The sequence below is a fragment of the Pseudomonas sp. B21-036 genome (genome assembly GCF_024748925.1).
GTDB lineage: Bacteria > Pseudomonadota > Gammaproteobacteria > Pseudomonadales > Pseudomonadaceae > Aquipseudomonas > Aquipseudomonas palmensis.
Map to the genome: position 1 here is coordinate 4591890 of NZ_CP087178.1, position 20958 is coordinate 4612847.

Genomic DNA, 20958 nt, shown 5'->3' on the forward strand with positions numbered 1-20958 from the left:
TGCCTCTCTCTAATTCTTCGCAACAGCGGGTTGGGCTGTCGTCGGTGCATTCGGTTCCCGCCAGCCAACGGCCAGGCCATTGGCGTAACGCAGATCGATGCGGGCGATGTTCGTGATCTGTTCTTTGAGCGTCTTGTCGTAAATGGCAATGAAACGGCGCATCTTTTCCACCAGATGGTCGCGCCCCAGCAGCAACTCGATACCCGGCCCGGCGCTGCCGGCACCGGTGGTCAGGAACCAGCTGCCCCGCTCACGCAGTTCCAGCCGGGCGATCGAGAAGCCCATGGGCCGCAACATCTGGCTCAGTACCTGATATTGCTGCATCACTTGCTGCTGCGCCCGCTGCGGCCCGAACAGCTGCGGCAGGTGCTCGTAGTTGGCCAGCTCGCGCGGGGTGAAGGCCTGGCCCTGGTTGTTGAGCAGGGCCTCGTCGCCCCAGCGCGCCACCGGCAGCTGTTCCTCGAGGCGGATCACCACTTCGTCCGGCCACACGCGACGCACTTCGGCATGCGCGATCCACGGCATCTGCTCGAGCTCGGTGCGCATGCTGGCCAGGTCGACGGTGAAGAAGCTGGCGGCCACATAGGGCGCGATACGCTGCTGCACGGCCTGCTGGCTGATGTAGCTCAGGTCGCCCTGCACGGCGATCTTGGTGATCGGCCGGTCGGCATACGGCATCAGGCGCTGTGCGCCCTCGTAGGCACCGAACCCGGCCACTACCAGCAGAACCGGCCACAGCAGACGCTTGAACACGCTGAAATTGGCCTTGGGCAGGCGCGCCGACAGTGGCTCCTTGGCCACCATCCGGCTGGCACCGCGCGGCACCGGCTTGCGGCCGGTGGCGGGTTGCTGATGACGTACCATCGCGCCTTGCATGGGCTTAACCTCGCGCCTCGACGCTGGCCGCCAGGATCGCCAGCACCAACTGCTGGAAGTCCAGGCCGGCCGCGCGTGCCGCCATTGGGACCAGGCTGTGATCGGTCATGCCTGGTGCGGTGTTGACTTCCAGAGGCCAGAAGTTGCCCTGCTCGTCCTGCATCACGTCCAGACGACCCCAGCCGGCAATGCCGATGGCGTCGCACGCACGTGCGGTCAGTTCGATCAGTTCCTGTTCCTTGGCAGCGTCCAGGCCGCACGGAATGCGGTACTGGGTATCGTTGGCGACGTACTTGGCGTCGTAGTCGTAGAACGTGTGCGGGGTGCCCAGCGCAATCGGCGGCAGCACCTGGCCGCGCAGCACGGCAATGGTGAACTCCGGACCGTGAATCCATTGTTCAACCAATACTTGCGAGTCGTAGGTGGCGGCGTCCTTCCAGGCAACGATCAATTCTTCGACGCTGCTCACTTTCGCCATACCGATACTGGAGCCTTCATGGGCCGGTTTGACGATCAAAGGGAAGCCCAGTTCCGCGCCCGCAGAAATACAGTCTTGCTCGCTGGCCAGCACCGCGTGGTGCGGGGTTGGAATACCCAGGCTTTTCCACACCTGTTTGGTGCGCAATTTGTCCATCGCCAGGGCCGACGCCAGGATGCCGCTGCCGGTGTAGGGGATACCCAGGCACTCGAGCAGGCCCTGCATGCTGCCGTCTTCACCGCCACGGCCGTGGAGAATGATGAAGGCGCGGTCGAGCTTCTCGCGCTGCAGACGGTCGAGCAGATCGTCACCCACATCGATGGCGATCACCTCGACGCCGGCGCTGGTGAGCGCCTCGATCACTGCGGCGCCGGACTTGAGCGACACCTCGCGCTCGGCGCTCTTGCCGCCGTACAGCACGCCGACACGGCCGAAGGCCTTCGGGTCGATGGTCGAGTGCAGCTTGGAGTATTGAGCAGTCATTTGGCCTTCCCTGCGGTGGCAACCGCGCCCGCGAACAATGGGCTTTTCAACAATTGCGGGGCCAGGCCACCGATGTCGCCGGCACCCTGGCACAGCAGGATGTCACCGGCACGCAGCAGCGGCTTGACCAGTGGCGCCAGCTCGATGCCGCGCTCGATGTAGATCGGGTCCAGCTGGCCACGCTGACGGATGCTGTGGCACAGCTGGCGGCTGTCGGCCCCCGGGATCGGCTCTTCGCCGGCCGGGTAGACCTCCATCAGCAGCAGCACGTTGGCATCGGCCAGCACCTGCACGAAGTCGTCGTACAGGTCGCGGGTACGGCTGTAGCGGTGCGGCTGGTAGACCATCACCAGGCGGCGCTCCGGCCAGCCACCGCGCACGGCCTTGATCACGGCCGCCACTTCGGTGGGGTGGTGACCGTAGTCGTCCACCAGCATCACGCTGCCACCGTCGACCGGCAGTTCGCCGTACACCTGGAAACGTCGGCCCACGCCCTGGAAGCCCGAAAGCCCCTGCACGATGGCCTCGTCGCTGATGCCCTCGTCGGTGGCGATGGCAATGGTGGCCAGTGCATTGAGCACATTGTGGTTGCCCGGCATGTTCACCGACACGTCCAGCGGCTCGCGGTCACGGCGCAGCACGGTGAAGTGGGTCTGCATGCCCGACTGGCGCACATTGATCGCGCGCACGTCGGCTTCCTCGGCAAAGCCGTAGGTCACTGCCGGGCGCTTGACCAGCGGCAGGATCTCGCGCACCACCGGATCATCCAGGCATACCACGGCCAGGCCGTAGAACGGCAGGTTGTGGAGGAACTCGACGAAGGTCTTCTTCAGCTTGTTGAAGTCGCCCTCATAGGTCGCCATGTGGTCGGCGTCGATGTTGGTGACCACGGCCACCAGCGGCTGCAGGTGCAGGAAGCTGGCGTCGCTTTCGTCGGCTTCGGCAATCAGGTAGCGGCTGGTACCCAGTTGTGCATTGGTACCTGCTGCATTCAGCCGGCCACCGATCACGAAGGTCGGGTCCAGGCCGCCGGCGGCGAACACCGAGGCCAGCAGGCTGGTGGTGGTGGTCTTGCCGTGGGTACCGGCTACCGCGATGCCGTGGCGATAGCGCATCAGTTCGGCGAGCATTTCGGCACGCGGTACCACGGGGATACGCCGCTCAAGGGCCGTCGCCACTTCCGGGTTGGCCGTATTGATGGCACTGGACACCACCAGTACATCGGCACTGGCGGCGTTCTCGGCGCGGTGGCCAAGGAAGATTTCGGCACCAAAGGACTCCAGGCGCTCGGTGACCGGCGAGGCCTTGAGGTCCGAGCCGGAAACCTGGTAACCCAGGTTGAGCAATACCTCGGCAATACCGCACATGCCCACGCCGCCGATACCGACGAAGTGGATGCGGCGGATACGGCGCATTTCAGGTTGCGGGATGGCTTTCTGGCTTTCAACCATGGGCCACCTCCAGGCAGATATCGACCACGGTGCTGGTAGCCGCGGGCTTGGCCAGGCGTCGTGCGGTGCTGGCCATGGTGTCGAGTTTTTGCGGTTGCATCAGTACCTCGTTCAGGCGTTCAGCGAGCTGCGCTGCGCCAGTTGTCGCTTGCGGCATCAGGAAGGCGGCGCCTTCACGTGCCAGATAGTGGGCGTTGTGGGTCTGGTGATCGTCGATGGCATGGGGCAGCGGCACCAGCATCGAGGGCAGACCGGCCGCAGCCAGTTCGCTGACGGTCAGCGCACCGGCCCGGCAGATCACCAGGTCGGCCCAGCCATAGGCGTGGGCCATGTCTTTGATGAACGGCTCTACCTGAGCCTCGATCCCGGCCTCGCGATAGCGCTCGGCGGTAATCTGGTCATGCTGCTTGCCGGCCTGGTGGAACACCTCGGGGCGCAGGGCCTCGGGTACCAGGGCCAGGGCCTGTGGCAACAGTTTGTTCAACGGCTCCGCGCCCAGGCTGCCGCCCAGCACCAGCAGGCGCGCGCGGCGCCCGGCCAGTGGCGCGCGCACAGGCTCCAGGAACAGCTCGCCGCGCACCGGGTTGCCGGTGGTGCGCAGTTTGTCGCTGGCCTCGAAGGTGTTCGGGAAAGCTTCGCAGACTCGGCCTGCCAGCGGCACCAGCAGCCGATTGGCGGTACCGGCCTTGGCGTTCTGCTCGTGGATCACCACGGGCACGCCAGCCAGCTTCGCCGCCACACCGCCCGGGCCGGTCACATAGCCGCCAAAGCCGACCACACACACCGGCTTGAGCCGACGGATGATGCGCCGCGCCTGCAGCACCGCCTTGAACAGGGTGAACGGCGCCTTGAGCAGCGACAGCTTGCCCTTGCCACGCAAGCCGGTGACCTGGATCAGGTGCAGTTGCAACCCGGCCTGGGGCACCAGCTCGTTTTCGATACCGCGTGGGGTGCCCAGCCAGTGCACGGTGTAACCGCGTGCCTGGAACTCACGGGCGCAGGCCAGGGCCGGGAACACGTGGCCCCCGGTGCCGCCTGCCATGATCAATACGTTTTTGCCTTCAACGGCCATGTCTTGGCTCCTCGGCAAAATCGCTCTCATCGAATTCATGTTCTTCGCTGCCCAGGTGCGTGCGGCTCTCCCACTCGATGCGCAGCAGCAGGCCCATGCACACGCAGCAGATCACCAGCGAGCTGCCGCCGTAGCTGAGGAACGGCAGGGTCAGGCCCTTGGTCGGCAGCAGGCCGACGTTCACCCCGATGTTGATCAGGAACTGGCCGATCCACAGGAAGGCCAGCCCGTAGGCCATGTAGGCGGCAAAGAACTGCTTGGCTTTCTCGGCCCACAGACCGATGTACATCGCGCGCAGGCTGACGAACACGAACAGCGCAACGGTCAGCAGCGAACCGACCACGCCCAGCTCTTCGGCCAGTACCGAGAACACGAAGTCGGTGTGTGCTTCGGGCAGGTAGAACTGCTTCTGCACGCTGTTGCCCAGGCCCACGCCCAGCCACTCACCGCGGCCGAATGCAATCAGGGCCTGGGTCAGCTGATAGCCGGAACCGAATTGATCCGACCAGGGGTCGGTGAAGGTGATCAGGCGCGCCATCCGGTAGGGCTGCGCCTGTACCAGAATGAACACCGCCGCCACCGCCAGCACCACCATCAGGCTGAAGCGGAACAGCCCCACCCCGCCCAGGAACAGCATCGCCGCGGCGGCGCCCATCATCACCACCGTGGCGCCGAAGTCCGGCTCCATCAGCAGCAGGCCGGCCATCGGCAGCAGCACGATGAACGGCTTGAAGAAGCCCATCCAGCTCTCGCGCACCTCGGTCTGGCGGCGCACCAGGTAGCCCGCCAGGTAGATCACCACGAACACCTTGGCGATCTCGGAAGGCTGCACGTTGAAGAAGCTGAAGCCGATCCAGCGCATCGAGCCGTTCACTTCGCGGCCGATGCCCGGCACCAGTACCAGCACCAGCAACCCGAAGGCACCGACCAGCATCATGAAGCCCATGCGCTGCCAGGTGGCGATCGGCACCATCATGGTGACGACGCAGGCGACCAGGCCGATGGCCACGTACACCAGGTGACGGATCATGTGGTAAAGCGGGTTGCCCGACTGCAACGCGGCCACTTCCGAGGAGGCCGAGGTGATCATCACCAGGCCAAGGCCCAGCAGCGCCAGGCAGCCCGCGAGCATGGCGAAATCGAGATCGATGCCGCGACCAGTGACCAGGGGGGACGGATAAGGCTTGATGATGCCGAAGATCATGCCAGCCCCTCCACGGCCTGGGCGAACAGCCGCCCACGCTCTTCGAAGTTCTTGAACATGTCCAGGCTTGCGCAGGCAGGCGACAGCAGCACGGCGTCGCCTGGCTGGGCCAGCGCGGCGCCCTGCTGCACGGCTTCGTCGAGGCTGCTGACGCGAATCAGCGGCACGCTGTCGCCCAACGCCTGGGCCAGGCGCTCGGCATCACGGCCCAGCAGCACCACGGCGCGGCAGTGCGCCGCCACCGGGGCACGCAGCGCCGAGAAATCCGCGCCCTTGCCGTCGCCGCCGGCCACCAGCACCAGCTTGCCGTCGATATCCGCACCCAGGCCTTCGATGGCCGCCAGCGCGGCACCGACGTTGGTGGCCTTGGAGTCGTCGTACCAGCTCACGCCGTCACGCTCGCGCAGCCACTGGCAACGGTGGGCCAGGCCGGCAAAGGTGCGCAGGCTGGCCAGCATGGCGTCGAACGGCAGGCCTGCGGCATGCCCCAGGGCCAGCGCCGCGAGGGCGTTGGACTGGTTGTGCGCACCACGGATCTTCAGCTCGCGCACCGGCATCAGGGTCTGGAACTCGAACGCCAGGTACTTCTCGCCGTTCTCTTCGCGCAGCCCGAAGCCCTTGAAGTCGGGCACATTCAGGCCGAACGTCCAGCACGGCACGTTTTCCATCGGCAGCGGACGGCTCAGTGCATCCTGGCGGTTGACCACCACCTGCCGTGCGCCACGGAAGATCCGGTGCTTGGCCAGGTGATAGGCCGGCAGGCCGCTGTAGCGGTCCATGTGGTCTTCGCTGACGTTGAGCACGGTGGCCACTTCGGCATTCAGCTGATCGGTGGTCTCCAGCTGGAAGCTCGACAGCTCCATCACGTACAGCTCGATGGCGTCGTCCAGCAGGTCCAGTGCCGGGGTACCGAGGTTGCCGCCCACTGCCACACGTTTGCCTGCCGCAACGGCCATCTCCCCGACCAGGGTGGTGACGGTGCTCTTGGCATTGGAACCGCTGATGGCAATGATCGGCGCCTTGGCATTGCGCGCGAACAGTTCGATGTCGCCCGACAGCTTCACGCCGCGCGCGGCAGCCTGCTGCAGGGCCGGGGTCGCCAGGGCCAGGCCGGGGCTGACGTACAGCTCGTCGGCACGGCACAGGAACTCCACATCCAGTTCGCCACAACGCACTTCCACCTGCGGGTAGTCGCGACGCAAGGTCGCCAGCTCCGGCGGGTTCTCGCGGGTATCGGCCACCGCAAACGCAATGCCCCGGTTCGCCAGGAAGCGAACCAGGGACATGCCGCTCTTGCCGAGGCCGACAACGATGCGGAAGTGGTCAGACGCGATCAGGGACACTCGTTTCTACCTCAGTTTCAGGGTGGCAAGGCCGAACAGCACGAGAATCACGGTGATGATCCAGAAGCGGACGATCACCCGAGGCTCGGGCCAACCCTTGAGTTCAAAGTGGTGGTGGATCGGTGCCATGCGAAACACGCGCTTGCCGGTCAGCTTGAAGGAGGCCACCTGGATCACCACCGACAGGGTCTCCATCACGAACACGCCGCCCATGATGAACAGCACGATCTCCTGACGCACGATCACGGCAATGGTGCCCAACGCGGCACCCAGTGCCAGGGCGCCAACGTCACCCATGAACACCTGCGCCGGGTAGGTGTTGAACCACAGAAAGCCCAGGCCCGCGCCGATCAGCGCGCCGCAGAACACGATAAGCTCGCCCGCGCCCGGCACGTAGGGGATCAGCAGGTATTCGGCGAACTTCACGTTGCCCGACAGGTAGCAGAAGATACCCAGCGCACCACCGACCATCACCGTCGGCATGATCGCCAGGCCGTCCAGGCCGTCGGTCAGGTTGACCGCGTTGCTCGAGCCCACGATGACGAAATAGGTCAGCACCACGAAGCCGATGCCCAGCGGGATGGTGACATCCTTGAGCATCGGCACGATCAGGGTGGTTTCCACGCTGGTGGGCGCGGTCATGTACAGGAAGATCGCCGCGCCCAGGCCGAACACCGATTGCCAGAAGTACTTCCAGCGGCTTGGCAGGCCACGCGAGTTCTTCTCGATCACCTTGCGGTAGTCGTCGACCCAGCCGATGGCGCCGAACAGCAGGGTGACGATCAGCACCACCCACACATAACGGTTGGTCAGGTCGGCCCACAGCAGCGTGCTCACGCCGATGGCGGACAGAATCAGCGCACCGCCCATGGTCGGGGTGCCGGACTTGGAGAGGTGCGATTGCGGGCCGTCATTGCGCACGGCTTGACCGATCTGGCGAATCTGCAGGGTACGAATCATCCAGGGGCCCAACCACAGGGCCAGCGACAACGCGGTCAGTACACCCAGAATCCCGCGCAGGGTCAGGTACTGAAAGACCGCGAAGCCTTTGTAGAACTGTTGCAGATACTCAGCCAGCAGCAGCAGCATTAATGTTTCTCCCCGCTGGAACCGCACAAGGCCGCCACGACGTTTTCCATCGCAGCGCTGCGCGAACCCTTGATCAAAATGGTGGTGTTGTTGGCCTGCTCGACGCGAACGGCGTCGATCAAGTCAGCTTGAGTGGCGAAATGATGGGCCCCGGTGCCAAATGCCTTGACCGCTTCGGCCATCATCGGGCCCACGGCATAAAGTGCTGCAACCTTGCCCCTGGCGTATGCGCCGACCTGCCGATGCCCTTCCTCGGCCCACTGGCCCAATTCGCCGATATCCCCGAGCACCAGGACGGTACGCCCGGAAAAGCCGGCGAGTATATCAACGGCAGCGCACATGGAGGTGGGGTTTGCGTTGTAACTGTCGTCGATCACGCGCACACCGGTGGGCGCCATGTGCACCACGGTGCGGCCCTTGACCGGCTGCACCGCGTCAAGACCCTCGACGATGCCTTCCAGTGTCACGCCGAAAGCCTGTGCGGCAGCCGCGGCGGCCAGGGCGTTGCTGACATTGTGAGTGCCCAGCAGGTTGAGCTGGACGCGGGCGTTGCCCAGCGGGCTGCGCAATTCGAAACCGGGGCAGCCGCGTTCGTCGTGACGAATGTCGGTGGCATGAAAATCTGCGTCGGCATTGGCCAGGGCGAAAGTGATCACAGGGTGATGGCCGGCGCGCTGCTTCCAGATGCCGAAGGCCTTGTCATCCAGGTTCAATACCGCCACGCCATCCTGGCCCAGGCCTTCGAGGATCTCGCCCTTGGCTTCGACGATTTTCTCCGGCCCGCCGAACTCACCCACATGAGCGGTACCGGCGTTGTTGATGATCACCACCTGCGGCCGGGTCAGGCCGACGGTGTAGGCGATTTCGCCGATGCGCGAGGCGCCCAGCTCGATGACCGCCGCCGTATGGTGCGGGGCCAGCTCCAGCAGGGTAAGCGGTGCGCCGAAGTCGTTGTTGAGGTTGCCACGGGTGGCCAGTACCGGCCCGCGGGTGCGCAGGATGCTGGCCAGCATCTCCTTGACCGTGGTCTTGCCACTGGAGCCGGTGATTGCGGCAACCGGCTTGTCGAAGGCGGCGCGATTGAGCGCCCCCAACTGGCCCAGGCCCAGGCGGGTATCGGCAACCACCAGTTGCGGCAGGCTGCTGCCCGGCACTTCGTGCTGCACCAGCGCCGCAACGGCGCCCTTGGCAGCCACTTCGTCCAGGTAATCGTGACCGTCGAAACGCGGCCCGGCCAGGGCGACGAACAACTGGCCAGGGGTGATCGCGCGGCTGTCGATGCTGACGCCATCGAAGGTTGCATCCTGGCCATGCAGGCGGCCCTGCAGCGGCGCTACCAACTGGCTGAGGGACATTGACTCAAGCATTCGGGGCCTCCCAGGCTGCCAGGGCTCTTTCGGCCTCGACCAGGTCGGAGAAGTCATGGCGCTCGCCGTTGATCTCCTGGTAATCCTCGTGCCCCTTGCCCGCCAGCACGATGACGTCGTCGGCAGCGGCGGTGGCGATCAGGTGCGCAATCGCCGGGCCACGGCCGGCGATGAACTCGACGCTTTCACCCCGGGCAAAGCCTGGGCGGATATCGTCGAAAATCTGCTGGGGCGCCTCGCTGCGCGGGTTGTCGTCGGTGACCAGCACGCGGTCGGCCAGGCGCTCGGCCACTTCGGCCATCAGCGGGCGCTTGCCGCGATCGCGGTCGCCGCCGCAGCCGAACAGGCACAGCAGCTTGCCTTGCGCATGGGGACGCAGGGCTTCGAGGACCTTTTCCAGGGCATCGGGGGTGTGGGCGTAATCGACCACCACCAACGGCTTGCTGCCACCGCCCAGGCGCTGCATGCGCCCTACGGGGCCTTCGAGCTGCGGCGTGACCTTGAGAATTTCGTCCAGCGGATGATCCATCGCCATCAGCGTGCCGACCGCGGCCAGCATGTTGCTGAGGTTGAAGCGCCCGAGCAGGCGGCTGCGCAGCATATGCTCGCCCTGTGCCGTTACCAGCACCGCACGCACGCCATCGTCGTCGAACTTCGCTTCGCGGCAGTACAGCGAGGCGGCAGCGTCGACGAGGCTATAGCTGATCAGGCGCGAATCACCCTTCTGCGCCGCCAGCTCACGCCCGAAGGCATCGTCCAGATTGACCACCCGCGAGCGCAGGTCGGGCCAGGCGAACAGGCGCGCCTTGGCGGCCTGGTAGGCCTCCATGCTGCCGTGGTAGTCCAGGTGATCGCGTGACAGGTTGGTCATTACCACGATGTCGAAGGCCAGTGCCGCTACCCGGCCCTGTTCCAGCGCATGGGAGGACACTTCCATGGCCACGGCCTTGGCGCCAGCCTTCTTCAGGTCGCCCAGGGTCGACTGCACGGCAATCGGATCTGGCGTGGTCAGCCGGCCACTTTGCAGCTGGCCATAGAAACCGGTACCCAGGGTGCCGATCAGGCCGCAGTGCTGGCCCAGCAGGTCGAGCGCCTGGGCCACCAGCTGGGTGACGCTGGTCTTGCCGTTGGTGCCGGTCACGCCGATCAGCTCGAGCTGGCGGCTCGGCTCGCCATAGAAGCGCCCCGCGATATCCGACAGCTGGGCAATCAGGCCCTTGACCGGAATCATCGGCACATCGGTGATCGGCAGCACGGTGGTGTTCTGCACTTCATAGGCCACGGCTGCCGCGCCGCGCTTGAGCGCATCGGCAATATGCTCGCGGCCGTCGACACGCGCACCCGGCACCGCCAGGAACAAGTCCCCGGCGCGGACCTTGCGGCTGTCCAGGGTCAGCTCGCGGATCAACGGGTCGTTGTTGCCGCTCAGGGCAAACAGCTTACTCAATGGCATCGACATCAACCGCGCCCTCCCTTGGCGGGCGCAGCACCGGCCTGCTGCTGTGGAGTAGGAGCCGGCAGGTTGTCTGGCGGCACGTTCATCAGTCGCAGGGTGCCGGACATGACCTTGCTGAATACCGGCGCCGATACCAGGCCGCCGAAGTAGCCACCCTTGCTCGGCTCGTCGATCACCACCACGATGGCATAGCGCGGATCGCTCATCGGGCCGAAGCCGGTGAACAGCGAGCGGTAGGCGTTCTCGGTGTAGCCCTTGGAACCGACGGTGGCCTTACGGGCCGTACCCGACTTGCCGCCCACGTGATAGGAAGGCACCTGCGCACGGAACACGCCACGTGGCGCTTCGATGACCTGCTGCAGCATGCCCTGGATGGTCTTGGCGGTATCCTCGGGCACCACCTGGGTGGCTTCCGGGGTCTTGTCCACCTTGAGAATGCTCAGCGGTACCATCTTGCCGTTGTTGGCCAGCGCGGCGTAGGCATGCACCAGCTGCAACGCGGTCACCGACAGGCCGTAGCCGTAGGACAGGGTCGCGGTCTCGGCCTTGCGCCACTCGCGGTGGTTGGGCAGGTTGCCGACACGCTCGCCCGGGAAGCCCAGGCCGGTGTACTGGCCCAGGCCCAGTTGCGACATCACGCGGTAGATGGACTCGCCACCGATATCGAAGGCGATCTTGCTCATGCCCACGTTACTGGAGTTGATCAGGATGCCGGTCAGGTCGAGGATCGGGCCTTCGCTCCTGGACACGTCACGAATGGTGTAGCGGCCCAGCTGCAGGGTGCCCGGATAGACCTCGACCTTGTCGGTCGGCTTCCAGCGTCCGCTCTGCAGGGCGGCGCTCATGGAGAAAGGCTTGACCGTGGAACCCGGCTCGAACACGTCGATGATGGCACGGTTGCGCATCGCCGCCGGGAACATGCTGCGGCGGTTGTTGGGGTTGTAGGTGGGCTGGTTGACCATGGCCAGCACTTCGCCGGTCTTCACATCCATGATCACCAGGCTACCGGCCTTGGCTTCCTGTTCGGCAATCGCGTTACGCAGTTCGCGGGTGGCCAGGTACTGCAGACGCAGGTCGATGGACAACGCCAAGGTCTTGCCGGCCTTGGCGTTCTTGGTGACCTGTACGTCCTTGATCAGCCGGCCGCGCCGGTCCTTGATCACCTGCCGCTTGCCGGGCACCCCGGCCAGCCACTCGTCGTAGGCGAGCTCCACCCCCTCGCGACCGTGATCGTCGAGGTCGGTGAACCCGACCATGTGCGCAGCGACATCGCCGGCTGGATAGAAGCGGCGGAACTCTTCGATGCCATACACGCCGGGCACCTTGAGGTCGAGCACCACCTGGCCCTGCTCCGGGGTAAGGCCGCGGACCAGGTAGATGAATTCCTTGTTGGCCTGCTGTTCGAGGCGCTCGGCCAGTTGCTGCGGGTTCTGCTTGAGCGCGGCGGCAAGCGCCGGCCAGCGGTCCTTGGCAGCCTGCATCTCCTTGGGGTTGGCCCACAGGGTGGTAACCGGCGTACTCACGGCCAGCGGCTCGCCGTTGCGGTCGGTGATCAGCCCGCGGTGCGCAGGAATCGGAATGTGACGCAGGCTGCGGGCATCGCCCTGCCCCTTGAGGAAGTCGCGGTCGACCACCTGCAGGTCGACGATACGCCAGGCAATGGCCCCCACCATGATCACCAGCAGGCCGACCACAACGCGGAACCGCCACGGGTAGAGTGCGCCTTCAAGTTTCATCATGGCGCCACCATCCGTACTTCGTCAGCGGCGGGAATGCGCATGTGCAGCTGTTCGCTGGCCAGATTCTCGATGCGGCTGTGGGCGGTCCAGGTGCTCTGTTCCAGAATCAACCGGCCCCACTCGGCCTGCGCCTTGTCGCGTTCGTTGAGCTCGCCGTACAGGGTATTGAGCAACTGGCGGTTCCAGTGCGCACTGTAGGACACCGCCACCGACGAAACGAGCACGCCAATGAACAGCAGCAGCATCAGGAAGCTGCCGCCTGGCAAGGGCTTGGCGAAAAGCCTGCTCAACGCAGCTTCTCCGCCACACGCATGACCGCGCTACGCGAGCGCGGGTTGGCCTTGAGCTCGGCCTCGGAGGCGAACTGCGCCTTGCCATGGACCTTGATCTTGGGCTCGAAGGGCTTGTGTTGTACCGGCAGGTTGCGTGGCAGGTTGTCGGCCTCTCCCTTGGCCAGCTTGCGCATGAACAGCTTGACGATGCGGTCTTCCAGCGAATGGAAGCTGATGACCACCAGACGGCCACCGATCTCGAGCGTGTCGAGGGCAGCCTCGAGCCCGGCTTCGAGGTCGCCCAGCTCGTTGTTGACGTGAATGCGCAGCCCCTGGAAAGCACGGGTGGCGGGGTTCTTGCCCTTTTCCCACGCGGGGTTGGCGACCTTGAGCACTTCGGCGAGGTCGGCGGTACGGGTAAAGGGTTGCTGCTCGCGACGGGCGACCACGGCGTTGGCCATGCGCTTGGCGAAACGCTCTTCGCCGTACTCCTTGAACACGCGGGCGATTTCTTCGGCCGGCGCGGTGGCGATGAATTCGGCGGCGCTGACGCCACGGCTCGGGTCCATGCGCATGTCCAGCGGGCCGTCGTTCATGAAACTGAAGCCGCGCTCGGGGTCATCGAGCTGCGGCGAGGACACGCCCAGGTCGAGCAGGATGCCATTGACCTTGCCGGACAGGCCCCGCTCGGCGACTTCGGCGCCCAGCTCGGCGAAACTGCGCTGCACAATGACAAAGCGGCCGTCTTCGGCCGCCAGCGCTTGCCCGGTGGCAATCGCTTGTGGGTCCTTGTCGAACCCCAGCAGCCGACCCTGCGGCCCCAGGTGCTGGAGAATCAGCCGGCTGTGCCCGCCACGCCCGAAGGTGCCATCCAGATAGCAGCCATCGGCGCGTACGGCGAGAGCCTCGACGGCTTCGTCAAGCAGTACGGTGATGTGTTTGAAGCCACTATCTATAGTCACAGGATCAGATCACGCAGTTCATCAGGCATCGCGCCCGGTTGTTGAATGGCCACCAGGTCAGCTGCAGCAACAGCGTTCCAGGCGTCCTCGTCCCACAGTTGGAATTTGTTCAGTTGCCCCACCAGCATCGCCCGCTTGTCCAGCTTGGCGTACTCGCGCAGACGCGGTGGCACCAGGAAACGCCCACTGCCGTCGAGTTCCAGATCCACCGCATTGCCGATCAGCAGACGCTGCAGGCGACGGTTCTCTTCGCGTAACGACGGCAAGGCACGCAGCTTGGCTTCGATCAGTTCCCACTCATCCAGCGGATACACGCACAAGCAGGGATCAACCGCGTCGATCGTCACGATCAACTGCCCGGAACTGCGCGAATCGAGCTCGTCACGGTACCGGCTCGGCATTGCGAGACGGCCTTTTGCGTCAAGGTTGATTGCGTTGGCTCCGCGAAACACGGCTGCACTTCCCTAAATGTTAGCTTTTTTGTGTCTGAAAACCCACTTCATGCCACTTTCCGCCACTTGCGCACACTATAGGAATCCGCCCACCACACCGTCAAGGCGCGCTTATAAGGAAAACCCTTACAGATCGGCGATTTAGAGCAACAAGGCGATACAAAGAGGAGAATCGAGAGGGGTTTTGACGGGGAAAGGCAAATTCACTCAAACGGATAGAGTGCAAAGTTAAAGTGATTTATGAAGAGTAAGATTTTTTTGGTATTACCAGAACACATCTGCTATCGAATCAAGCAGGAAGGGAAAAGGTGGAGAGTCGATCTGTAAGCCGGGTTCTGTCGAGGACAGTCATTCCTCTACGACGGCCATCACTGGACGCCTTTAGCAACCTACCCGGTTCCAACGCGGGCCGCGCCATATGGAACCCTATTTGGTCTTGCTCCGAGTGGGGTTTACCTAGCCACGGACTGTTGCCAGCCGTGCGGTGCGCTCTTACCGCACCTTTTCACCCTTACCGGCACCGAAGTGCTTAGGCGGTTATTTTCTGTGGCACTTTCCGTAGGCTCACGCCCCCCAGGCATTACCTGGCACTCCGCCCTATGGAGCCCGGACTTTCCTCCCCCCTCTTTTGCGGAACAAAAGAAGGCAGCGACTGTCCAATCGACTCTCCGCCGCAAAGGTTAACGGCAGCGGGCCCCGAGAACAAGCGATAAAACAAATAATATCACTATGACATTAGTGGTCTTTCTGTTTTTCCAACGCTATTTGATACAAAACATTCTTCCGCACCCCGGTAATTTCCGCCGCCAGGGCTGCTGCACGCTTGAGCGGCATCTCTGCTAGCAGAAGATCAAGCACGCGCATCACTTCGCTGCTCACGGCCTCTTCGTTCTCCGGGGCGGTCCAGCCCGCCACCAGCACCACGCACTCCCCACGCTGCTGATTGCTGTCGTTTTCGACAAACGCGCGCAGCTCGGCCAGGGGCAGCCCCTTCAGGGTCTCGAAGGTCTTGGTCAGCTCACGAGCCAGCAACGCCGGCCGTTCGCCGCCAAACACCGCCTCCATGTCCTGCAGACACTCCAGAATGCGGTGCGGCGCCTCATAGAAAATCAGCGTACGGGGTTCTTCCTTGACCTGGCTCAGGCGCGCGCGGCGACCTACCGCCTTGGCCGGCAGAAAACCCTCGAAGATGAACCGGTCGGACGGCAGGCCCGCCGCCGACAACGCCGCGATCAGTGCGCAGGCGCCCGGTACCGGCACCACATCGATGCCCGCCGCTCGCGCCTGGCGTACCAGGTGGTAGCCCGGGTCAGAGATCAGCGGCGTACCGGCATCGGAGATCAACGCCACATCGTCGCCGGCCAGCAGGCGCGTGATGAAGCGGCTGCCCTCGTCGCGCTCGTTGTGCTCGTGACAGGCGGCCAGCGGCGTGTTGATGCCGAAGTGCTGCAGCAGGCGGACCGAGTGGCGCGTGTCCTCGGCCGCGATCAGCGCCGCCTCGCGCAGCACCTTCAAGGCCCGGGCGCTCATGTCATCCAGGTTGCCAATGGGCGTAGCCACCACGAAAAGCTTGCCGGCAGTGGAATTGGAAGCACCTGGAGCATCGATCACAGCACACACCTGTAAATAGAGAACAAAGCGCCATTGTAGCCCGTAAGGCGGCAACAATGCGTTACCCACAGCGGCGGCACGCCTGCGCAGGGCGACCTATATTGAAGGATTAACGCCAGCAAGATCGCGCCCCGGCCAGCGCTTGGGTACAATTGCAGGTTAATTTGATCGAGTAACAGGATTTTTACATGATCGCTTGCCTGCGGCTGCTCTCAGCCCTCTGCCTCGCTGCCCTGCTGGCAGCCTGCGCCAGTTCGCCCTCGTCCAGCCTGGGTGAGCTGCCGCGCACTCCGGATGCCAGCATCGAGCAACTGCTCGACCAGGCCGCCACCAGCAAGACACCTGAAAAGGCTGCACTGCTGCGCCTGAGCGCCGCTGACCTGGCCTACCACCAGAAAGACTTCGCACGGGCCTCGCGGATCCTCGAGCAGGTGCCACTGGACACCCTCAAGCCGGCCCAGCAAGTGTTCGCCAGCACCCTTGGCGCCGAGCTGGCGATGAGCCGCAACCAGCCCAAGGCCGCCCTCACCGCCCTGAGCCACCCGAGCCTGGCCCGGTTGGACGAACTGCCGCCCGAGCTTCAGGTGCGCACCCGCAGCGTGCATGCCGCCGCCCTGGAAGCCGATGGCCAGACCCTGGCTGCCGCGCAACAGCGCGTCGCCATGGCTCCCCTGCTCAGCGGCGCCGCCGCCAGTGCCAACCACGAGGCCATCTGGAACCTGGTTGCCGCCCTGCCCACCGAACAACTGCAAGGCACCGGCACCGACGTGATGGCCGGCTGGACCAGCCTGGCCCTGGCCGTCAAGAGCGCCGGCACCCTCGAACAGCAGCAGGCCGCCATCGAAAGCTGGCGCAACCAGCACGCCGGCCACCCTGCCGCCGTGCAACTGCCACAGCCCCTGCTCAAACTCAAGGAACTGGCCAGCCAGCCGCTGACCAAGATCGCCCTGCTGCTGCCCCAGGAAGGCCCGCTGGCAGGTGTTGCCCGCGCCCTGCGCGACGGCTTCATGGCGGCGCACTTCCAGGCCCAGCAGGCCGGCCAGAAGCCGCCTTCGGTCGAAGTCTTCGACAGCTCGCGCCTGACCTCCCTCGATGACTTCTACCGCAAGGCCCAGGCCAGCGGCGTCCAGCTGGTGGTAGGCCCGCTCGAGAAGAACCTGGTCAAGCAGTTGAGCGCCTACCCGCAACTGCCGATCACCACCCTGGCACTGAACTACAGCGACGCCGGCCAGACCGGCCCGGCGCAACTGTTCCAGTTCGGCCTGGCCGCCGAAGACGAAGCCCGCGAAGTCTCGCGCCGCGCCCAGGCCGACGGCATGCGTCGTGCCGTGGCCCTGGTGCCGAGCGGCGAATGGGGCGATCGCGTACTCAAGGCCTTCCGCCAGGACTGGGAAGCCAAGGGCGGCACCCTGATTGCCGCTGCCCACATGTCGCAGCCGGTAGCCCTGGCCCAGCAGATCGCCGACCTGTTCCAGCTGCGCCAGAGCGAAGGCCGCGCCAAGAGCCTGCAGAGCACCGTGGGCGGCAGTGTCTCGGCACAGCCATCGCGTCGCCAGGACATCGATTTCATCTTCCTGGCCGCAACCCCGACCCAGGCCCAGCAGATCAAGCCGACACTGAACTTCCAGTACGCCGGTGACGTACCGGTGTACGCCACCTCCAACGTGTACAGCGCCAGCGGCAACGTCAACGAGTACAACGACATGAACGGCATTCGCTTCTGCGAAACGCCGTGGCTGCTCGACACCGGCAACAGCCTGCGCCAGCAGGTGGTACGCCAGTGGCCGCAAGCGGCCGGCAGCATCGGTCGCTTGTACGCGATGGGTGCCGATGCCTACAGCCTCGCGCCGCGCCTGGGCCAGCTCAAGGCACTGCCGGACAACCGTATCGAAGGCCTGTCCGGCAGCCTGAGCATGAACGCCAACCAACGCATCGAACGCCAGTTGCCATGGGCCGAGTTCACCGGCGGTCAGGTCAAGCGCCTGCCGGACACCCCGCGCTGATGCCCGACGGTTCTCGCCAGGCCGCGGGTATCGCGGCCGAACAGCAGGCCCTGCATTACCTTCAGGCGCAGGGCCTGCAGTTGCTGGCGCAGAACTGGCGATGCAAACGCGGCGAGCTTGATCTGGTCATGCTTGACGGCGATACAGTAGTATTCGTCGAAGTCCGCTACCGGCTGCACGCGGGCTTTGGCGGAGCACTGGCCAGCGTCGATACCCGCAAACAGCAAAAACTGGTGCTAGCGGCCCAGTATTTTCTGCAGCAGGAGGCGCGCTGGGCCAACCAGCCCTGTCGTTTCGACGTGATTGCCCTGCAGGGCCGCGGCCACTCGGGCACACCGCTCGACTGGCTGAAGAACGCTTTCGACAGTTGAACCCGCCCCGCTTGATGCATCCGTTACCCACTCAACTTTTTTGCTCTTTGTTTCGCGGGCTGCACAGTCATGTGCCGCAGGGTCTTCAAGACGTTGCGACACGCCCGACCAGCCGCCCCACTTAAGGTCACACAGATGGACATGCAATCCCGAATTCGCCAGCTATTCCAGGCCAGCATCAACACCAAGCAACAGGCGATGGAAGTCCTTGCACCACACATCGAGCAAGCCAGTCAGGTGATGGTCAACGCGCTGCTCAACGAGGGCAAGATGCTCGCCTGCGGCAACGGCGGCTCGGCGGGCGATGCCCAGCACTTCTCGTCCGAACTGCTCAACCGCTTCGAGCGCGAGCGCCCGAGCCTGCCGGCCATCGCGCTGACCACCGACAGCTCGACCATTACCTCGATCGCCAACGACTACAGCTACAACGAGATCTTCTCCAAGCAGATCCGTGCCCTGGGCCAACCGGGCGACGTGCTGCTGGCGATTTCCACCAGCGGCAACTCGGCGAACATCATTCAGGCGATCCAGGCCGCACATGATCGCGAAATGATTGTCGTAGCTCTGACCGGACGCGATGGCGGCGGCATGGCCTCGCTGCTACTGCCCGAAGATGTGGAGATTCGCGTACCGGCCACCGTCACCGCACGCATCCAGGAAGTCCACCTGCTGGCGATCCACTGCCTTTGCGACTTGATCGACAGCCAATTGTTCGGGAGTGAAGAATGACCCCTAATCGCCTTGGCCTGATGGCCCTGACCCTGTGCCTGAGCATCACCGGCTGCAGTTCGGTGATTACTGCCAGCCGCGAAAACCCGATCGAGGACGATCGCGGCACCCGCACCTTCGGCAGCAAGATCGACGACTCGCTGATCGAAACCAAGGTAGCGGTGAACGTGGCCAAGGCCAGCCCGGACCTGGACAAGAACTCGCACATCGTCGTCACCAGCTTCAACGGCATCGTGCTGCTGGCCGGGCAGACCCCGCGCGCCGACCTCAAGAGCCTGGCCGAGCAGACCGCCGGTCAGGTGCAGCGGGTCAAGAAGGTGCACAACGAACTTCAGGTGCTGCCGCCCTCCTCGCTGCTGGCGCGCAACAATGACGCCTGGCTGACCACCAAGATCAAGGCCCAGATGCTGACCGACAGCAACATCCCCGGTTCGCGCATCAAGGTGGTGACCGAGAACGGCATCGTCTACCTGCTGGGCCTGCTGACCCAGCAGGAAGCCAATCAGGCCACCAACCTGGTGCAAGGCGTGTCGGGTGTGCAGAAGATCGTCAAGCTGTTCGAATACATTGACTGACCGCGGCTTCACGCCCTTCGCCGGCCTCGCCGGTGAAGGGCGTGAAGCCGCCGGCGCACCGCAACCCCCACCGACACCCCACAGGAATACCCATGAAGAACGGCCTGTTCGCCACCCTGCTGATCGCTACCTTCGCCACCCTGGCCGGCTGCTCCACCCCAAGCCTGATCACCCTCAATGATGGCCGTGAGTTCCAGGCGGTCGACGCGCCGAAACTCGAACGCAGCTCCGGCTTCTACGAGTTCCAGCAGCTCGACGGCAAACGCACCCGTGTGAACAAGGATCAGGTGCGCACCATCACCGACCTGTAAGCACACAGGCCCAAAAAAAAGGCGACCCCGCAAGGTCGCCTTTTTTCATTTCACCACTTTCAGGCTCGGACGCCCACTTGGCCGCGGCGGCTGCCCGCCACTCGGCGGGCCGTCATCATCCGGCTCGACGCCCTCGTCCTCGAGGTCGTCATCCTCCATCAGTGGCGGCTCGAGTTCGAACACCATGCCCTGGCCATTCTCACGGGCATAGATACCCAGGATGGCGCCGGCAGGCACGTACAGCGTGTGGGCAACCCCACCGAAACGCCCCTCGAAGCTCACGGCTTCGTTATCCATGTGCAAGTGACGCACGGCATTGGGCGACACGTTCAAAACGATCTGGCCATCGCTGGCGAAGCCCTGAGGCACCTGCACCGCAGGGTACTCGGCATTGACCAGCATGTGCGGCGTGCAATCGTTGTCCACGATCCACTCATACAAGGCTCGCACCAGATACGGACGACTGGAGTTCATCAACGGCTCCTTAAAACCTAACGCATATCGCGTTCAGCGGCGGACAGGCTGGCCTTGAAGGCTTCCCGCGCAAACTGACGCTCCATGTAATCGAGCAGCGGCTTGGCTGGCCGCGGCAGTTCGATACCCAATACCGGCAAACGCCACAGTATGGGCAATAGACAACAATCCACCAGGCTTTGCTCCTCACTCAGGAAACAAGGCTTGTCGGCGAACAACGGCGAAACGCCGGTAAGGCTCTCGCGCAGCTCCTTGCGCGCCTGCACGCGGGCAGGCTCCTTGCTGCGCGGGTCGAGAATCAGGTCCACCAGCGAACACCAGTCACGCTGGATACGGTGGATCAGCAGGCGGCTGTTGGCACGCGCCACCGGGTAGACCGGCAACAGCGGCGGGTGCGGGTAGCGCTCGTCGAGGTATTCCATCACCACGGTCGACTCATACAACGCCAGGTCACGATCAACCAGGGTCGGTACGCTGCCATACGGGTTGGCTTCCAGCAGCTTGGGCGGCTGGCGCCCGGCTTCGACACTGATGATCTCGACGCCGACACCTTTCTCGGCGAGAACGATGCGCACCCGATGAGAATAATGATCAGCGGGGTCGGAGTAGCAGGCTAACCGATTGGTCACGCCCATGGGGG

21 protein-coding genes and 1 other RNA gene are annotated in these 20958 nt (G+C 64.4%); 5 read left to right on the top strand and 17 right to left on the bottom strand.

All coding sequences use genetic code 11. The features are described 5' to 3' along the window. Positions 1 to 9 precede the first annotated feature (9 nt). The 15 genes from LOY33_RS20745 to rsmI form a co-directional block, all read right to left on the bottom strand. Positions 10 to 876: a cell division protein FtsQ/DivIB gene (locus LOY33_RS20745; protein WP_043862070.1), complete on the bottom strand. Its 867-nt coding sequence runs from the start codon at positions 874 to 876 to the stop codon at positions 10 to 12. A 4-nt stretch (positions 877 to 880) separates the two neighbouring features. Beyond that, complete coding sequence (locus LOY33_RS20750; RefSeq protein WP_043862069.1) at positions 881 to 1837, bottom strand: D-alanine--D-alanine ligase; 957 nt, start codon at positions 1835 to 1837, stop codon at positions 881 to 883. Then, the gene (gene murC / locus LOY33_RS20755) at positions 1834 to 3288 is read right to left on the bottom strand and encodes a UDP-N-acetylmuramate--L-alanine ligase (protein WP_043862068.1); all 1455 of its coding nucleotides are present in this window, start codon (positions 3286 to 3288) and stop codon (positions 1834 to 1836) included. Before murC ends, LOY33_RS20750 begins: the two co-directional genes overlap by 4 nt. Continuing rightward, positions 3281 to 4360, bottom strand: coding sequence for an undecaprenyldiphospho-muramoylpentapeptide beta-N-acetylglucosaminyltransferase (gene murG / locus LOY33_RS20760; protein WP_043862067.1), 1080 nt, complete (start codon positions 4358 to 4360; stop codon positions 3281 to 3283). The genes murC and murG overlap by 8 nt, the downstream gene beginning before the upstream one ends. Continuing rightward, positions 4350 to 5564 (bottom strand): putative lipid II flippase FtsW, encoded by a 1215-nt coding sequence (ftsW, locus tag LOY33_RS20765; RefSeq protein ID WP_054914837.1) that lies wholly within the window; start codon positions 5562 to 5564, stop codon positions 4350 to 4352. The genes murG and ftsW overlap by 11 nt, the downstream gene beginning before the upstream one ends. After that, positions 5561 to 6907, bottom strand: coding sequence for a UDP-N-acetylmuramoyl-L-alanine--D-glutamate ligase (gene murD / locus LOY33_RS20770; RefSeq protein WP_104571974.1), 1347 nt, complete (start codon positions 6905 to 6907; stop codon positions 5561 to 5563). The genes ftsW and murD overlap by 4 nt, the downstream gene beginning before the upstream one ends. A 6-nt stretch (positions 6908 to 6913) precedes the next feature. Next, a complete protein-coding gene (mraY, locus tag LOY33_RS20775) occupies positions 6914 to 7996 on the bottom strand; it encodes a phospho-N-acetylmuramoyl-pentapeptide-transferase (RefSeq protein WP_043862064.1) in 1083 nt (360 codons plus the stop codon). Next, positions 7996 to 9363, bottom strand: a complete 1368-nt coding sequence (gene murF / locus LOY33_RS20780; RefSeq protein WP_058540877.1) for a UDP-N-acetylmuramoyl-tripeptide--D-alanyl-D-alanine ligase — start codon at positions 9361 to 9363, stop codon at positions 7996 to 7998. Before murF ends, mraY begins: the two co-directional genes overlap by 1 nt. Further along, entirely contained in the window at positions 9356 to 10822 is a 1467-nt protein-coding gene (locus LOY33_RS20785) for a UDP-N-acetylmuramoyl-L-alanyl-D-glutamate--2,6-diaminopimelate ligase (protein ID WP_078479520.1), read from the bottom strand. Before LOY33_RS20785 ends, murF begins: the two co-directional genes overlap by 8 nt. Further along, positions 10822 to 12555, bottom strand: coding sequence for a penicillin-binding protein 2 (locus tag LOY33_RS20790; protein ID WP_162484872.1), 1734 nt, complete (start codon positions 12553 to 12555; stop codon positions 10822 to 10824). The genes LOY33_RS20785 and LOY33_RS20790 overlap by 1 nt, the downstream gene beginning before the upstream one ends. Further along, positions 12555 to 12848 carry a cell division protein FtsL gene (gene ftsL, locus LOY33_RS20795; RefSeq protein ID WP_043862060.1) on the bottom strand — a complete coding sequence of 98 codons (294 nt, stop codon included), beginning with the start codon at positions 12846 to 12848 and terminating at the stop codon, positions 12555 to 12557. Before ftsL ends, LOY33_RS20790 begins: the two co-directional genes overlap by 1 nt. Beyond that, positions 12845 to 13792 carry a 16S rRNA (cytosine(1402)-N(4))-methyltransferase RsmH gene (gene rsmH / locus LOY33_RS20800; RefSeq protein WP_043862059.1) on the bottom strand — a complete coding sequence of 316 codons (948 nt, stop codon included), beginning with the start codon at positions 13790 to 13792 and terminating at the stop codon, positions 12845 to 12847. The genes ftsL and rsmH overlap by 4 nt, the downstream gene beginning before the upstream one ends. Beyond that, the gene (mraZ, locus tag LOY33_RS20805) at positions 13789 to 14244 is read right to left on the bottom strand and encodes a division/cell wall cluster transcriptional repressor MraZ (protein WP_043862058.1); all 456 of its coding nucleotides are present in this window, start codon (positions 14242 to 14244) and stop codon (positions 13789 to 13791) included. Before mraZ ends, rsmH begins: the two co-directional genes overlap by 4 nt. Positions 14245 to 14552: 308 nt before the next feature. Next, an RNA gene (gene rnpB / locus LOY33_RS20810) (RNase P RNA component class A) lies at positions 14553 to 14912 on the bottom strand. A 67-nt stretch (positions 14913 to 14979) separates the two neighbouring features. Then, on the bottom strand, positions 14980 to 15852 hold the full coding sequence (gene rsmI / locus LOY33_RS20815; protein ID WP_258662914.1) for a 16S rRNA (cytidine(1402)-2'-O)-methyltransferase: 873 nt from the start codon (positions 15850 to 15852) through the stop codon (positions 14980 to 14982). A 191-nt stretch (positions 15853 to 16043) separates the two neighbouring features. Between rsmI and LOY33_RS20820 the strand changes: the two genes are divergently transcribed. The 5 genes from LOY33_RS20820 to LOY33_RS20840 all read left to right on the top strand — a co-directional run bounded on the left by LOY33_RS20820 (position 16044) and on the right by LOY33_RS20840 (position 19844). Continuing rightward, the gene (locus LOY33_RS20820) at positions 16044 to 17858 is read left to right on the top strand and encodes a penicillin-binding protein activator (RefSeq protein ID WP_258659940.1); all 1815 of its coding nucleotides are present in this window, start codon (positions 16044 to 16046) and stop codon (positions 17856 to 17858) included. After that, entirely contained in the window at positions 17858 to 18229 is a 372-nt protein-coding gene (locus LOY33_RS20825) for a YraN family protein (protein ID WP_043862055.1), read from the top strand. The genes LOY33_RS20820 and LOY33_RS20825 overlap by 1 nt, the downstream gene beginning before the upstream one ends. A gap of 135 nt (positions 18230 to 18364) precedes the next feature. Next, positions 18365 to 18958: a phosphoheptose isomerase gene (locus tag LOY33_RS20830; RefSeq protein ID WP_043862054.1), complete on the top strand. Its 594-nt coding sequence runs from the start codon at positions 18365 to 18367 to the stop codon at positions 18956 to 18958. Continuing rightward, positions 18955 to 19533, top strand: coding sequence for a BON domain-containing protein (locus LOY33_RS20835; RefSeq protein ID WP_043862053.1), 579 nt, complete (start codon positions 18955 to 18957; stop codon positions 19531 to 19533). The genes LOY33_RS20830 and LOY33_RS20835 overlap by 4 nt, the downstream gene beginning before the upstream one ends. 92 nt (positions 19534 to 19625) lie before the next feature. Next, entirely contained in the window at positions 19626 to 19844 is a 219-nt protein-coding gene (locus LOY33_RS20840) for a YgdI/YgdR family lipoprotein (protein WP_043862052.1), read from the top strand. 45 nt (positions 19845 to 19889) lie between these two features. On the opposite strand, the gene LOY33_RS20845 is transcribed toward LOY33_RS20840, so the two are convergent. Both LOY33_RS20845 and LOY33_RS20850 read right to left on the bottom strand, forming a co-directional pair. Further along, a complete protein-coding gene (locus LOY33_RS20845) occupies positions 19890 to 20318 on the bottom strand; it encodes a ClpXP protease specificity-enhancing factor (RefSeq protein ID WP_043862051.1) in 429 nt (142 codons plus the stop codon). A 17-nt stretch (positions 20319 to 20335) separates the two neighbouring features. Further along, entirely contained in the window at positions 20336 to 20953 is a 618-nt protein-coding gene (locus tag LOY33_RS20850) for a glutathione S-transferase N-terminal domain-containing protein (RefSeq protein ID WP_043862050.1), read from the bottom strand. Between the last annotated feature and the right edge of the window lie 5 nt (positions 20954 to 20958).

What these genes read in the sequence shown, in the direction of transcription:
- LOY33_RS20745 (WP_043862070.1), bottom strand. Translation starts at nt 876, where the DNA reads ATGCAAGGCGCGATGGTACGTCATCAGCAACCCGCCACCGGCCGCAAG.
- LOY33_RS20750 (WP_043862069.1), bottom strand. Translation starts at nt 1,837, where the DNA reads ATGACTGCTCAATACTCCAAGCTGCACTCGACCATCGACCCGAAGGCC.
- murC (WP_043862068.1), bottom strand. Translation starts at nt 3,288, where the DNA reads ATGGTTGAAAGCCAGAAAGCCATCCCGCAACCTGAAATGCGCCGTATC.
- murG (WP_043862067.1), bottom strand. Translation starts at nt 4,360, where the DNA reads ATGGCCGTTGAAGGCAAAAACGTATTGATCATGGCAGGCGGCACCGGG.
- ftsW (WP_054914837.1), bottom strand. Translation starts at nt 5,564, where the DNA reads ATGATCTTCGGCATCATCAAGCCTTATCCGTCCCCCCTGGTCACTGGT.
- mraY (WP_043862064.1), bottom strand. Translation starts at nt 7,996, where the DNA reads ATGCTGCTGCTGCTGGCTGAGTATCTGCAACAGTTCTACAAAGGCTTC.
- murF (WP_058540877.1), bottom strand. Translation starts at nt 9,363, where the DNA reads ATGCTTGAGTCAATGTCCCTCAGCCAGTTGGTAGCGCCGCTGCAGGGC.
- LOY33_RS20785 (WP_078479520.1), bottom strand. Translation starts at nt 10,822, where the DNA reads ATGTCGATGCCATTGAGTAAGCTGTTTGCCCTGAGCGGCAACAACGAC.
- LOY33_RS20790 (WP_162484872.1), bottom strand. Translation starts at nt 12,555, where the DNA reads ATGAAACTTGAAGGCGCACTCTACCCGTGGCGGTTCCGCGTTGTGGTC.
- LOY33_RS20820 (WP_258659940.1), top strand. Translation starts at nt 16,044, where the DNA reads ATGATCGCTTGCCTGCGGCTGCTCTCAGCCCTCTGCCTCGCTGCCCTG.
- LOY33_RS20825 (WP_043862055.1), top strand. Translation starts at nt 17,858, where the DNA reads ATGCCCGACGGTTCTCGCCAGGCCGCGGGTATCGCGGCCGAACAGCAG.
- LOY33_RS20830 (WP_043862054.1), top strand. Translation starts at nt 18,365, where the DNA reads ATGGACATGCAATCCCGAATTCGCCAGCTATTCCAGGCCAGCATCAAC.
- LOY33_RS20835 (WP_043862053.1), top strand. Translation starts at nt 18,955, where the DNA reads ATGACCCCTAATCGCCTTGGCCTGATGGCCCTGACCCTGTGCCTGAGC.
- LOY33_RS20840 (WP_043862052.1), top strand. Translation starts at nt 19,626, where the DNA reads ATGAAGAACGGCCTGTTCGCCACCCTGCTGATCGCTACCTTCGCCACC.
- LOY33_RS20845 (WP_043862051.1), bottom strand. Translation starts at nt 20,318, where the DNA reads ATGAACTCCAGTCGTCCGTATCTGGTGCGAGCCTTGTATGAGTGGATC.
- LOY33_RS20850 (WP_043862050.1), bottom strand. Translation starts at nt 20,953, where the DNA reads ATGGGCGTGACCAATCGGTTAGCCTGCTACTCCGACCCCGCTGATCAT.